This window comes from Bacillus cereus group sp. MYBK216-1 (assembly GCF_051916495.1).
GTDB classification, from domain to species: Bacteria; Bacillota; Bacilli; order Bacillales; family Bacillaceae_G; genus Bacillus_A; species Bacillus_A thuringiensis_K.
In genome coordinates this window covers 1-14306 of sequence record NZ_JBQAGT010000002.1, presented here as the reverse complement: position 1 = coordinate 14306, position 14306 = coordinate 1, and the positions used below count along the sequence as shown (strand labels likewise).

Below are 14306 nucleotides of genomic sequence, written 5' to 3'. Positions count from 1 at the left end.
TTTCATTACTTTAACTTCCGAAGTTTGATTCTCGGGCGAAATATTAACCTGATTAAATATAAACTTCTGTAAAGTATAACTCTTATTTCTCTTCCACCTCTGAACTTCTAATACAATAGTAACTATCACTATAGATACAACTTACATTTTTAAAGCCGATTGTTATTATATCATAAAATATATTTATGTAAGTTATCAAAGAAGAAAAGTTATCGTGAATCATTTGTGAAGAAAATGTGAAATGCATAAATAAAAAGGTGTTACGTAATAACATAACACCTTTTTAAAAATATCCTTCTTCTATTTCTCTTCCGGATAATCACAATACTCGATAATCGTTCCTTCTGTATCCGCTGGGTTAAGATATATTAATCTTCTACCGTGCTTATTAATCCGAAGTGTATGCTCTAATGTCCGAATACCTTGTTCTTTTAACTCTTCTAGAGCCACATCTAAATCATCGACACGATACGCAACGTGATGAACACCTTTACCTTTTTGTTTAATAAAACGGGCAATTGGAGATGTCGTATTATTCGTCGGTGCAAGTAATTCAATTCTATCTCCATCCACTTCAAGAATGGCTACTTCGCTTTCCACACCAGGAGCTTCACTTACGTAACGATCTATTAATTCTCCTGATAGAACCTGTTCATAAAAACGTATCGTACTATCTATATCACGAACTGCGATTCCGATATGATCAATTGTTTTTTTCATTTTATTTCCCCTACTACTTTATTTTTTCTCATTATTAATAGTAACAAAAAAAGCTATAGAAACAAGTCTATAACTTTTTTTATTTAACCTATTTTCTTATCCGCTCTAGTTGCTGGTTGAACTTGGTTTTTCACTTTTAAAATGCTAAGTCCATATCCGATAAATCCACCGATAATGGCTGGGAAGATCCAGCCTAATCCTACTTCCTGCATCGGAAGGAATTTAGTGAACACTTGGCTTACTACTTCAATGTTAACTCCAGCTGCACTTAATCCATCGAATAAGCTGATGATAAATGTTACGATTAAGCTCACTTGATAAACCTCAGCTCTTCCTTTAAATAATGAATGGAAGAATGTTAAGAAAATCAATACGATTGCTAGTGGATAAATTGCTGTTAATACTGGAACAGAAACTGCGATCAATTGTGTTAATCCTACGTTTGCAACAATTGCACTAAATACACATAGCGTAATTGCAATTGCTTTGTAAGGAACATTTGGGAATAACTTATGGAAGAATGAAGAACATGCTGATACAAGTCCCACACTAGTTGTTAAACAAGCTACTGTAATCATTAATCCTAATAATACTCCGCCATATGATCCGAAATAGTAGTTAGAAACTTTCGCTAATACTTCTCCGCCGTTCTCTAAATGTCCAAGCTTCGCAACACTTGAAGCACCCATATAAGAAAGAGCTGTATAAATAATTGCTAAAATAGATGCTGCAATTATTGTCGCTTTTGCACAAACGACCATAATTTGTGTTTTCGTTTTCGCACCTTTTTCTTTAATAGCATTGATAATGATAATCCCGAATACGAATGATGCGAGCGTATCCATCGTTAAGTATCCTTCTTGGAATCCTTTAAAGAATGCATGTGATGTATAAGCTTCCGCTGGTGCTTGCATATCTCCAATCGGATGTATAAAAGCAACGATTACTAAAATACCGATGAAAGTCAACTTAATTGGCGTTAAAATTTTTCCAACAATATCGACAATTTTCGCGGGATTTAGCGAAAAAAAACAAGTGATGCTAAAGAATATAATTGTGAAAAGAATTAAAGGTGTAGAACCTACTCCCTCTGGCATAAACGGCTTAAGACCAATTTCATAAGATACATTTCCTGTTCTCGGTATTGCAAATAACGGACCGATCGCTAAGTATAAAACTGTTGTAAACACAATCCCAAACACTGGGTGAGCGCGACTTGCTAATGACTGCAAATCATCTTTACCTGAAAAACCAAATGCTAGTACACCTAGTAATGGTAGTCCAACACCAGTTACTAAAAATCCAGCGTTAGCAATCCATACATTCTCTCCTGCTGATTGACCAAGCATCGCTGGGAAAATTAAATTTCCCGCTCCAAAAAATAGTGCAAATAACATTAATCCAATAACTACTATGAACGAAAACGGTACTTTATTCGCCATAATATAACCCCCATTCAAGTTTCCTTATCTCATTTTCCAATTTTAACTAATTGAATTTTCTGAATATTTAATTTAAGTATCAACTATTCTTGAACTCATTATAGTTTGCTATATAATATTTTGCAATACTATTTTCGAACTTTTCTTTTATTTTATAAATATACATTTTTTAACATGAAAAATAGACTAAAAAACCAACATAGTCATCCATGTTGGTTTTTCCATTTACTATCATGAATTAAAATTTTGCTGCTACTTTTTTAACGTTTTCTAGACCCTCTTCAACAATTTGTTGTGAACGATCTGGATATTGATTGTGTCCTTCAATTACAACTGTCTCTGGATTTGTAATTCCCCAGAATCCAAGTACAGTTGTTACGTAATTAACTGCCATTTCCATAGGAGCCATTTGTTCTGAAGAGTAATCTGAACCACGAGCACCTAACACAACTACTTTCTTACCACCAACTAAACCTTCTGGGCCATTTGCTGTATATTTAAACGTTTTTCCAGCTTGAGATAAGTATGAAATATATGTGATTAATGGTGCTGGTACTGTAAAGTTCCATAATGGGAATGCAAATACAACCTTATCAGCTTCTAAAAACTGATTTAAATATTGATCTACTGTAGCAACTGCCTTCTCCTCTTCAGCTGTTAACTCCATACCTTGGCTACGTTTATATCCACCTGAAATCGCAATATTTCCGTAATAAGGAAGATCTAATGCAAATAAATCTAATTCCGTAATTTCTGTATTTGGATTTGCTTCTTTATAAGTACTTACAAATGTTTCATACATTTTTGAACTAACTGCTTGCTCCGCTGGACGATCGTTTGCTTTTACAAATAATACTTTCGACATTTTTTTATTCCCCTCTACAGTCGTATTTTCTTCTTTTTTACCAAATAATGAGCTAAATAGTCCCATTTTCTTCACCTAATCTTTCTTTTCATATTCATTATTCATCATCATAAAAATTCTTATTCTAAGAAAAAGTTCCAATAGATACCTTAAGTTACACTATTGTACTTTTGTTATTTAATTACCTTATATAAGTAATTTTAATATAGTTACTAACTTTAGTCAAGTGACTTTTAATAAAAAATAAAATCTCAACTTAAAAACATTAAGTGAAATACAATTGAACACCAAATACATCTTTATTACTTGTATAATAAACTTAGAGAGGAAAATTCATAGATAGAAAGGATTTATTCATGAGCACTATAGAAAAGATTCAAACTTTTATTATTCTTTTTGCTGTTACATGCGGCATCGTACTCGGACAATTTAATATGATACATACGTATTCAGACAAGTTTATTGTTCCCTTCTTATTCTTCATGCTATATGGATTATTCCTCAGCATCCCATTAAAAGAAATAAAAAACGGATTTCGCAATTTAAAATTTGCTGGAACAAGTCTTACTATTAACTTCTTATGGACACCTTTACTCTCTTGGGGGTTAGGGGCACTATTTCTTTCCGATCATCCAGCACTTTGGGTTGGATTTATAATGTTAATGGTTACTCCATGTACAGATTGGTACTTAATCTTTACTGAAATAGCGAAAGGTAATGTAGCACTTTCTACTGCAATTTTACCTGTAAATTTAATTTTGCAAGTTCTACTCCTTCCCATTTATTTATTTTTATTTGCTGGTGTCATGAAAACTGTAGCGGTTTCTGTTTTAGTAGAAAGTATTGTTATCGTAATCGTCTTACCATTTATACTTGCACACGCTACAAAATTCATTATGGATAAAATAAAAAAAGCTGAAACTCTCGAGAATAAACTCATTCCGTTTTTTAGCTCTGCTCAAATTGTATTTTTAAGTTTAGCAATAGTAGCGATGTTTGCATCACAAGGTAAATATTTACTACAAAATATGAATGTTGTTTTATTATTACTCGTTCCTGTTCTATTGTTCTTCATCATTAATTTTTTACTAGGACAATTTATCGGGCGCATGATGCATTTATCTTACAAAGATACAGTAAGTCTAAGCTTAACAACGTTAGCAAGAAACTCACCTGTTGCACTAGCTATCGCTGTGACCGCTTTTCCAGATGAGCCTCTTATCGCACTTGCACTCGTTACTGGACCATTGATTGAGTTACCCGTACTAGCTTGTGTGTCACAAGTTTTGTTGCTTATTAAGAAAAAACGGCAATACGCATAATAAAAAACGTCCCATTTTGGGACGCTTTTTATTATGGAAAGATTACATACAACACTTATTTCTTATTTATCATTACAAATGAAATTACCGAAACTACAAACATAATACTACCAATTATAAATCGATGGGCTCTAAAAATTTTATATGTTATAGAGAATTAACTTTTCGTTACATTAACAGATCCTTTCTAATTAAAAATGATAGGAAACGTAAATATAACGAAAGCTGCCCAAAGTCCGTAGATTGGCAAATACTTCGTAATGGCATCTTGGATAGCTGTCGGTCCTGATTTGTTTTGCAAGAAACGCATATAGGAAAACATAATCCAAATTAGATTTGCCCAGATCAATATGTTTACACCTAAAACAGCTAGTCTATTAGGTGTAATCCCGTAAGATGAAAGTCTAAATACGATGGCTGACAATGCAACAGTGTCAATAATAAGTGCCAGAACAATTAAGGAAAAATTTATATAATCTGAAATGTTCTTTTTCTCGTCCGAGTCACTTTCAACGATAGAAAATATGGTAACAGCCAATACACCAAGGAGTATTCCGTTGAAAGCCATTAGGAAATTGCGATCCAAGAACGGATTTTTCCCGACCCAAATTACCGTTATAAGATAGATAAGCAACGTGATCAGGACGAGAGGACTAAAAATTTTAGATATGTATGGTGTAATATTTTTAGCAAGCTTAAGATTCATTGATACTAAGTATGCAGCCACAATAGCGAGAGCCGCTGCTCCAAATAAAACAACATTACTAAAATAGAATTCTCCTATATCTAAGTCAACAAAGCTAAATAAACGCATGGTGAATATTGCTAGTATCATTCCGCTCACTGCCATGCTCCCGTAGAGAAGACAATATTCTAAATTAAATTTAATATAGGCTAATCTTGTACCGCCTTTTGAATATTCATTTCCTGTAAACGCAAGCCCCACTAAGACCCATGAAAATATAGGAAGATGTAAATACGCAAGTATGGTACTGTCTTTATAATTTATTGACAACGTATTAAGATACACCCCGGAAACTAGGAATAACGCTATAAGGGAATAAATAATACTTTTTTTCGGCTTATTATTGTAAACAAAATAAGCAGCAATAAAGGGAATTACACCAAAAGCCAAATTAATTGGAGCAATTGCTTCCTGCTCAACAAAGTGGAAAATGATTCTAGTGCTTATGCCGGCCAGAATAGCTAAAAGGCCCATGAATAAGAAACCTTTTTGAAACAAAGATGTTTTTTCTTTATTTACCTTCTCCTTGAAATGCAACCTTTCATACCAAGCACCTAGAATTTGAGAATCAGGGTTTTGGTCCCATGCTTGTGAGAATGCTTTTTTAAAAGCTTTCGGATCTTTTCTATACATCTTCTCCAACTCATGGGGGTTATCCATATGTTTAACAATCAAATTGTTAATGTTCATAGTTATACCTCCTCTAATTTTAAAAATAAGGTTGTTACCTTTTAACAAAAGCACCTCACTCATTTATTATGATTTTGATTTTAATACAAAATTTATCGTTTTACAATAAAAAATTATTATTTAAAGGATTTTTTTTATCGTTAAATTTTATATAAAAGAAAAAACAAAAGAGCATGACAGTTTTATGTCATGCTCTTTTAACAAATTAATTCTCAAATACAAAATTAATCTTATTATCTTTCCACTCTAATTTCGCATCAAACGTTTTCTCGCCCTTTTTAAAGCCTTTAATTAAATCAGTCTTTTCACCTTTTAAGAGCTTTGTCATATTCTTTTGCGAAATTGTTTTACTTAATATCTTCTTTGAAATGGTGAAATCACATTGCGTTGTATTATAGTTAGAACAACCGTAAAACGTTGACTTATCAATTACATCGCCATCACATTTTTTACAGCTACCAACCTTTTTACCCGTTGTAAATTTCGATCCTTTTCGTTCAATCGATTCAACATGTAGTCCCGTGAAATCCCACTTCTCAGACATTTCCACTGCGTCTTCAATAATTTTAGCTGATAGCTTTTTCGTCTGTTCCATAAATGTAGCTGGTGAAGCTGTACCTTCACCAATTTCCGCAAGACGTTGTTCCCATTTCGCAGTCATTTCCGGTGAAGCTAGTATTTTGTCACCAATTGCGGTAATTAATACTTTTCCTTTATCAGTCGCATACACTTGGTTTTTCTTTACATCTATATATTTACGGTCTTTCAGCATCGTAATAATACCCGCGCGGGTCGCTTCCGTACCTAAACCTTCTGTTTTCTTCAATACCTTCTCTAGCTCTTCATTCTCTAAATACTTACCGGCTGTTTTCATTAACGTAATAAGTTGTCCTTCTGTATAACGCTTCGGTGGCTGTGTTTTTCCTTCTTTCACTTTCACCTTTACAACTTTTCCTTCTTCACCTTCAGCTACAATTGGAAGAATGGTTTCGTCATCTTTATCGTCTTGGAAAATAACTTTACGCCAACCTTCTTGAATTTGCTGTTTTCCTTTTGAAATGAATTCAGCGCGTTCATCTACAAGCGTAATGATTGTAGTATAGTCAAAGATTGCAACTTCATAATGAGCTGCAATAAGCCTTCTTACGATCATATCGTATATTTTCTTTTCATCACCTGATAGTCTGCTTGGGTTTGTAACTTGCTCTGTCGGAATAATCGCGTAGTGATCTGTTACTTTCTTTTCATTTACATAACGCTTATTGTTCATAATGGATTCAACCGGAGCCGGTAATAAACCTTTATATTCATCAAACTGACTTAACTTCTGTAAAATATCAGGGAAAGTCGCTGCTTCTCCTTGAGTAACATAGTTAGAATCTGAACGTGGATAAGAAACAATCCCTTTTTGATAGAGTGCTTGCGTTATATCAAGCGTCTTTTTCGGTGAAAACTTAAAGGCTTTATTTGCCGTTGCTTGCAGTGATGATAAGTTGAATAAAAGCGGCGGCTGAAACTCTTTACGCTCCGTTTTCATTTCCTTCACAACAGCCGGTTTCCCTTGGCAAAATGCCGCAATTTTATTCGCCATATCAGGGTCTTTTAAGCGGGATTCATTATCCTTCTCCCATTTCCCGTCATATTTCTTTCCTTCTATATTAAAGGTTGCAAACACTTCCCAGAAAGGCTCTGACTTAAAGTTTTCAATTTCTTTCTCACGCTTTACAATCAATGCTAACGTTGGTGTTTGGACACGACCAGCAGAAAATACATCATTCATTCCTTTTTTCTTTAGCAAAATACTAAACACACGTGATGCATTCATACCAACAACCCAGTCAGCACAAGATCTTGTGTATGCTTCGTAATACGTATTAATTGTATCTGATTCGTCAAGTAAATTTTTAAACCCTTGATAAATAGCTTGCTTCGTTAAAGACGAAATCCATAGACGCTTCATCGGCTTTTGCACGTTACAAAGATTAATAATATTTCGTACGATTAGTTCCCCTTCACGCCCAGCATCGCCTGCGTGAATAATTTCTGTTACCTGTGGATTATGTAACAGCTGTTTCACAACGTTAAATTGCTTATACTTTGACTTTGTTACTTCAAATTGAAAACGCTCTGGAATCATCGGTAATGTATTAAGTGACCATTTTTTCCACTCTGCGTGATAATGCTCTGGATTACATAACTGCGTCAAATGACCAATTGCCCATGTACAGTACGCTCCATTTGGAAATAACTCATTCGCTTCTACTTCTAAATACCCATCTTTCCGGCGATATTTAAATTGTGAAACAAGAGCCAAACCTTGATCTGGTTTCTCGGCAATAATTAATTTCATTTTATAACTCCCTATCTGTATTCCAGTGTTACTTTCATTGTCTATATGTTTAGAAGCGATGATAAAACAACAATCTTATTTATCATTCGCGGTTTGTTTGTCTCGCAAATGGGAGACCTATAATATTATACGCTTATTCTTTATGGCTTCACAATAGAAACTCATAATATAACAATTTCTTTCACATTCTTACAATTAAAAAAGACGCCCTAAAAAATCAAGCGTTCCTTTGCCTACATCTATGAAATTGTGCAGATAATATGCAGATATAAATTATCATAAGTACACATATGATGAAATGAACGATAGGACAAGGAGGTATCATAATGTTTGCTTATACGTTAACTCCCCTAACACTTTGCTGTATCTCAATTCTTATTGCATCCAATATTTCTAAACGTAAGGGTACCCTAATGGAGTATATGGTATTTATTATGTCTTTTAGTATGAGTATCGGTTTAAGTATTGGTTTTTATTTAGGCATTCTCTTTAAGGGGGAATTACTATATTCTACTTTACTTGCTATTTTAATTAGTGGTTTTATCGGTTTTTTAGTGGGTCTACGTTTTCACCTATATACTGCTTTAGAAGGAATGTTCTCTGGATTAATGGCAAGTATGATGGGAGCAATGATTACAGAAATGTTAAATGCTCAACAAGCTCATAGTATACTGTTCATTAGTCTCTTACTTACTATAACGATTACTATGTCATGTATAATTCAATTGTTATCAGAGAACTTGTCTACTTTTATCCAACGGCGTTTTTTGTTATTCCTTTCAATTAGTGTAATAATTATCGTTGCCGTATTCGTGACATTTCCAGATCATACTCCCTCACCTTCACCTGGGCATAATCAACATATACATTAGTACTTGCAACAAAAATGAATAAGCAGCTATCCATAGGATAACTGCTTCCTATTATTCTGGCTTATTAGGAATGTTTTGATTTGGAACATAGCCAGATTTATAATCTGTATAATTCACTTCCGTTACCATCCCTGCTGAAGCATGATGTAGGTCGTGACAGTGGAACATCCACTCACCAGGATTGTCTGCTACAAAGGCTACTTCATATTCTTCTCCTGGCTTCAAATTCAATGTGTCTTTAACAATCGGAGAACCTTCTATCGGTTTTCCATCTTTACTCAACACCTGGAAGAAATGACCATGTAAATGCATTGGGTGATCATCCATTTTAGAACGATTTACCAACTTCACTTTTACTAAATCACCCTTTTTCACTTGAATTGGGTCAATATCCGGAAATACCTTTCCGTTAATTGTATATACCATTTCATTTCCATTCATTTGCGTATTTAAGTCCATATTATATGTGGCAGTATACTCTTGATTTAACGTGAAACTTCCTAATTTTTTAGTACCATATTTCATTATATCTACTTTCGGTAATTTTTCTTTTTCGTCTGCTTTATCTTTCATCTCTTTGCTGCCATCATATTCAATAATAGCTTTCATTCCTTTTGCATCTTTATTTTTCGAATGGTCTTCAACATACCATTTCCCAGTATTATTAGCAGTAAATTCAATATCATAACGTTCACCCGGTGCGATTGAAATTACTTTATCCTTTATAACTTTTGGATCGTTTATTGGTTGACCATCTGTCGCAATTACTTTTATATCATGACCGTGAACATGTATATCATGTGATAGATAACCAGCATTAACGAGTCGAAGACGAACTTTATCTCCCTTATTCACTTTCAATGGCACTACTAAATCACCGCTTTTTCCATTGATTGTGAATAAATCATACATACTCATATCATGACCTTCCATCTTCATATTTCCATGGTCCATTGTCATATTGCCAGAATCTTTTTGATCACTGTCCATGTCCATACCGGAATGATCCATGCCGTTCTTATCATCATTCTTTTCCCCATTTTCATTACCTTTAGATTTATTACCTATTTGCCCTTTTGTCATTTCTTTTAACTGCTTATTCATTTCTTCTTTATCTGTAACCCATTCATCCAACATTAATGTGTAATCTTTATCATATTTTTCCTTTGTATCTTCTACAATGAGCGCTCCATACAAACCTCTATCTAATTGATTTACAGAATCTTGATGCGAGTGATACCAGTACGTTCCTGGTACGTTCGCTTCAAATTCGTAAGTGAAACTTTTTCCTGGTTCAACTGCATCTTGTGTCACGCCTGGAATTCCATCCATGTTATTTGGGACAGGATATCCATGCCAATGAATAGATACTGGTGCAGATAATTCATTTTTTAATGTCACTTTCACCTTTTCACCTTTTTTCACCCGAATTTCTGGACCAGGAGATGAGCCATTAAATATCCAGACTGGAACAATAACACCGTTACTTAACTTTTGCTTTTCTTCTTTCGCTATTAAAGTAACTTCTGGTCCTTTTTCAACTTTCAATGGTTTTGTAGCTGTTTCAGTCTGTAGTGTTTTTTTATCTTTCATATTTTTATGATCATTTGTTGTATTTGTGGCCAAAGAACATGCAGCAATTAAAAATATTACAGAGACCGTAACAGCTGTTAATACAAATCGCTTCATGGAAAATCCCTCCTTCTTATTTTTCAAAATCATTATAGAAGTTGATTTTCAAGAAAATAAGGAGATGTAATTAGATTTTACGTAACTTAATTGGAAAATTACTAAAAGCGGAGACTTTACAGGAAGCGAATATTTTAGAAAGACAAAATACTTTCCTTGTAACGACTATATTAGCCGTTCTCGTATTTGTTTTGACGTTATTTCTTATGAAACAATAACACTACTATTATTAAATTAAGAAAAATGTAGCTAAAATGCTCTTCACAAAAGAACTTACATTTTTGTATAATAAGAACTAATGTTCTTCACAGACAATGGACTCAAATTACACAAATATATCAAATAGAAGAGGATTGATATACGATGAAAATTGATAGACCAAAAATTTCACCAGAGTTATCTTCAAAGAATTTTCAAGATATTTTTTATGAAGAAGATCCAACATTGGAAGTGTGTGAAATTATAGACTCCACTTTCGAAAATGAATCTGTAGATAGAGTGCGGTTATATGATGCGGTGATAAAAAACTGTAAGTTTACTAATACAGACTTTAGCAATATTGATATTACAGATGTTTGTTTTGAAAACTGTGATTTATCAAATGTTAATTTAAGCAATTCTTCTGTTCACAGAGTCGAATTTAAAAACAGTAAATTAATCGGAGTAAATTTCACAGAATCTAGCTTAGGAAATGTTAAATTTGAGAATTCAATTTTGAATTTAGCGGCATTTGGAAATTCTAAACTAGAAAAAATCATCTTCAATGAAACTTCATTAAATAATGCAGATTTTTTTGACTGTAAACTTAAAAAAGTTGAATTCCAATTATGTAGTCTTAATGAAGCTAATTTTGATCAGACATCACTGAAGGGGATAGATATTAGTTCCTCTACCTTTGATACACTTACAGTTTCAGTGAACGATTTAAGAGGATGTAAAGTATCGACATATCAAGCTGTTCAGTTTGCTACTTTATTAGGATTAATAATTAAAGATTAGTATTTCGAAGAAAAGAACCCTATCCCGAATCATGGATTTTTTAATTGTCCACGATTCGAGATAAAGTTCAAATAAATTAGTGATGACTCTTTTATTATTTAACTACAGCTTGGTTTCCTTTTACATGTTCATTATTTACACTCATAAATTCTTCAATTTCTTCAACTTCCCTAATGATATCTTTTGACAAGTTTTCATACCCGTCTTTCGTTATAAGAATGTCATCTTCAATACGAATTCCAATTGATTCTCCTTCAATATAAAGACCAGGTTCAATTGTTATAACCATACCTTCTTCTAACACTCTATCTTTATATGTTCCTACATCATGTGTATCTAAACCAAGGAAATGGCTGACACCATGATAATAGTATTTTGATAACTCTTCATCTTCTTGAATTAAACCAATTGCTTTACACTCTTCTGCCAGTACCTTTTTTGTATGCTCATTTAATGCAGCGAACTTTAATCCTGGCTTAATAATCTCTGTTGTTTCTTTTAATGCTTTTAATACAATATTATAAATTTGTTTTTGGCGACTAGAGAATGTTCCATTTGCCGGGAATGTATAACTAATATCAGCGTTATAGTAGTCTTTTTGAGCACCTAAATCTAGTAATACTAAGTCACCATTTTGAATTTGTGCATCATTATCTTCATAATGAAGAACTGTAGCATTTTTCCCACTCGCCAAAATTGTATTGAACGCATGGTACTTAATGCCAGATGACTTCAGTGTAAAATCAAATTGTGCTTCTAATTCATACTCCATCATGCCTGCTTTTGCATGCTTAAGTACGTTGTAAATACCGTCTTTCGTTATAGCAATCGCTTCTTTAATAATTTCAATTTCTTCCTCTGTTTTAAATACTCGTAATTCACAAATGTTCGGATATACATTACCAATTGTTACGTGTGGGTATTTTTCTCTTACATGTTTAGCAAATGCTAATGTTTTTGTCTCCGTACCATTCCAATCACGACGTTCTATATCTAAATATAGATGCTTCGCATTTTCTGTAAAAAGTATATTTGACATTGTCTTTTCAAAGCTATCTAAATATACAACTTTCTTTATACCTGAAATTTTCTCTGCTTCTTCGTTAGAAACTGTTTTACCGACCCATTTTTCCATTACTGGATCTGACTTTTCAATGAAAAGTGTTTCTTCAACACTACTTCCAACCTTTTTCAGCATAAAAATAACATTTGGTTCATCGATTCCCGTTAAGTAGTAAAAATTACGATTCGGTACAAATTTATAATGTGCATCAGCTGACATATGCGGTGCTTGTCCCGCAAATAAAATCGTAATAGATCCCTCTGGTAATGTGTTTGCTAATCGTTCTCTATTTTGAGCAAAAAATGTTGATTTCATAATAATCCTCCTAGTGTTCTATGTATGCTTGTGAAACTAATCATCAATACAATTCATTCTATTATTGTTATAATTTTTCGTCAATTTTTAACTTAATTTTAGATAGTATTGACACAAACATCTAAACAAGTTACAATAACTATAAATTAGTAAGCAGCTAATTTTTTTAAAATAAGAGGTGAACAAAATGCAAAACATTTTATTCCGTATTAATGAATTATCAAAAAAAGAAAGAACATCTGGATTAACAGTTGATGAAAAACAAGAACAACAAATGTTGCGCCAAAACTATACAGAAACATTTCGTGGAAGCCTAGATTCCATTTTATTAAATACAAAAATTGTTGATCCTAATGGTCTTAACGTTACACCAGTTGCATTACAAGATGCTCAAATACGTTTAAAATTAAGCAAATGAGTTCCGCGCTAAAGAATTTCAATAAAACATAAACAGAGCTGGATTTCCTATATAGAAATTCCAGCTCTGTTTATTGTCTTTTCTAATTTAGTAAACGAGCGATACATCGCAATTCTCCACGACACAATCATCGCAAATGCAAGTAAGAAAAACATTACGCTTAACTCTGCCAAATCAATTGATTGGCTTAAATATGACTTTAATGCCACGCGTACAGCTAATAAGCCTACTAAAATGAATATGAATGCTTTTGAAGGTTTCATAAATATATGTTCGCCTTTTATTTCGAACTTAGTTGTTTTAATAAGAAAAATAGAGAAAATAAGCCCTATACTAATTGCCTCGACTATTTCTAACGATGTTAATCGAAAGTCAGGTAAAAAGTACATCATCGCGCCTGTACTCATAAAAATTGTTGGCAATATAATTTTCTTTTTCGTTACCGGCTTTTTCGCTGCTTTAAAACGTAGAAACATTACCCAACAGCCATACAAACTGCTACGATACTTGATAAAAGTGCTATCATACTTTCCATTCCTATCTATTTAAATGACTTTTTTAGCAGAATCATAAACCAATAAGTAACTACATGCCATATTATAGAATTTCTTCATTATATTCCTCCTGCTGTAAACTTTCCATATTCACTGCAATCATTTTACGCAAAGTTTATGAACGGAATATGAACAAAAAAGCCATTCTGCATGAAGTGACCCCCGAAAGTTAGACAGGTCGTTTCATTAGGCAGCCTCTAGGGTATGAGCCCGGTATTGTACTGGGCTCATACCCTTTAATTTTGCCTTAATTCTTTTATGA

The 14306-nt window shown here is 33.2% G+C and carries 12 protein-coding genes and 1 pseudogene; 4 read left to right on the top strand and 9 right to left on the bottom strand.

All coding sequences use genetic code 11. The annotated features are described in order from the left end of the window. Window positions 1–300: 300 nt before the first annotated feature. The 3 genes from ACTFRH_RS05620 to ACTFRH_RS05610 all read right to left on the bottom strand — a co-directional run bounded on the left by ACTFRH_RS05620 (window position 301) and on the right by ACTFRH_RS05610 (window position 3093). Window positions 301–720 (bottom strand): VOC family protein, encoded by a 420-nt coding sequence (locus ACTFRH_RS05620; RefSeq protein WP_000750855.1) that lies wholly within the window; start codon window positions 718–720, stop codon window positions 301–303. 83 nt (window positions 721–803) lie between these two features. After that, the gene (gene brnQ / locus ACTFRH_RS05615; protein WP_001284779.1) at window positions 804–2162 is read right to left on the bottom strand and encodes a branched-chain amino acid transport system II carrier protein; all 1359 of its coding nucleotides are present in this window, start codon (window positions 2160–2162) and stop codon (window positions 804–806) included. Window positions 2163–2400: 238 nt separating this feature from the next. Next, window positions 2401–3093, bottom strand: coding sequence for an FMN-dependent NADH-azoreductase (locus ACTFRH_RS05610; RefSeq protein ID WP_000522529.1), 693 nt, complete (start codon window positions 3091–3093; stop codon window positions 2401–2403). Between the two features lie 290 nt (window positions 3094–3383). Here ACTFRH_RS05610 and ACTFRH_RS05605 point away from each other — a divergent pair, with 290 nt between their 5' ends. After that, window positions 3384–4349 (top strand): arsenic resistance protein, encoded by a 966-nt coding sequence (locus ACTFRH_RS05605; RefSeq protein WP_000103820.1) that lies wholly within the window; start codon window positions 3384–3386, stop codon window positions 4347–4349. 187 nt (window positions 4350–4536) lie between these two features. Here ACTFRH_RS05605 and ACTFRH_RS05600 read toward each other — a convergent pair whose 3' ends face one another. Together ACTFRH_RS05600 and topB are read right to left on the bottom strand one after the other, a co-directional pair. Then, window positions 4537–5784 carry a DUF4153 domain-containing protein gene (locus ACTFRH_RS05600; protein WP_001024712.1) on the bottom strand — a complete coding sequence of 416 codons (1248 nt, stop codon included), beginning with the start codon at window positions 5782–5784 and terminating at the stop codon, window positions 4537–4539. A 205-nt stretch (window positions 5785–5989) separates the two neighbouring features. Then, window positions 5990–8134 carry a DNA topoisomerase III gene (gene topB / locus ACTFRH_RS05595; RefSeq protein ID WP_000766769.1) on the bottom strand — a complete coding sequence of 715 codons (2145 nt, stop codon included), beginning with the start codon at window positions 8132–8134 and terminating at the stop codon, window positions 5990–5992. A gap of 326 nt (window positions 8135–8460) precedes the next feature. On the opposite strand from topB, the gene ACTFRH_RS05590 reads away from it, so the two are divergent. Next, window positions 8461–9006 (top strand): hypothetical protein, encoded by a 546-nt coding sequence (locus ACTFRH_RS05590; RefSeq protein WP_000458521.1) that lies wholly within the window; start codon window positions 8461–8463, stop codon window positions 9004–9006. A 51-nt stretch (window positions 9007–9057) separates the two neighbouring features. On the opposite strand, the gene ACTFRH_RS05585 is transcribed toward ACTFRH_RS05590, so the two are convergent. After that, window positions 9058–10695 (bottom strand): multicopper oxidase family protein, encoded by a 1638-nt coding sequence (locus ACTFRH_RS05585; protein WP_000820027.1) that lies wholly within the window; start codon window positions 10693–10695, stop codon window positions 9058–9060. 363 nt (window positions 10696–11058) lie between these two features. Here ACTFRH_RS05585 and ACTFRH_RS05580 point away from each other — a divergent pair, with 363 nt between their 5' ends. Beyond that, entirely contained in the window at window positions 11059–11694 is a 636-nt protein-coding gene (locus tag ACTFRH_RS05580) for a pentapeptide repeat-containing protein (RefSeq protein WP_000687272.1), read from the top strand. Between the two features lie 94 nt (window positions 11695–11788). Here the strand turns inward: ACTFRH_RS05580 and ACTFRH_RS05575 are convergent, their stop codons facing one another. Continuing rightward, window positions 11789–13072: an aminopeptidase P family protein gene (locus ACTFRH_RS05575; protein WP_000842969.1), complete on the bottom strand. Its 1284-nt coding sequence runs from the start codon at window positions 13070–13072 to the stop codon at window positions 11789–11791. Between the two features lie 187 nt (window positions 13073–13259). Between ACTFRH_RS05575 and ACTFRH_RS05570 the strand changes: the two genes are divergently transcribed. Beyond that, window positions 13260–13490 carry a DUF896 domain-containing protein gene (locus ACTFRH_RS05570; protein WP_001179616.1) on the top strand — a complete coding sequence of 77 codons (231 nt, stop codon included), beginning with the start codon at window positions 13260–13262 and terminating at the stop codon, window positions 13488–13490. A 47-nt stretch (window positions 13491–13537) separates the two neighbouring features. Here the strand turns inward: ACTFRH_RS05570 and ACTFRH_RS05565 are convergent. After that, window positions 13538–14016 (bottom strand): annotated as a pseudogene (locus ACTFRH_RS05565) (CcdC family protein). Between the two features lie 214 nt (window positions 14017–14230). After that, on the bottom strand, window positions 14231–14306 hold a 76-nt coding region (locus tag ACTFRH_RS05560), incomplete at its 5' end, for an IS3 family transposase (protein WP_142309144.1).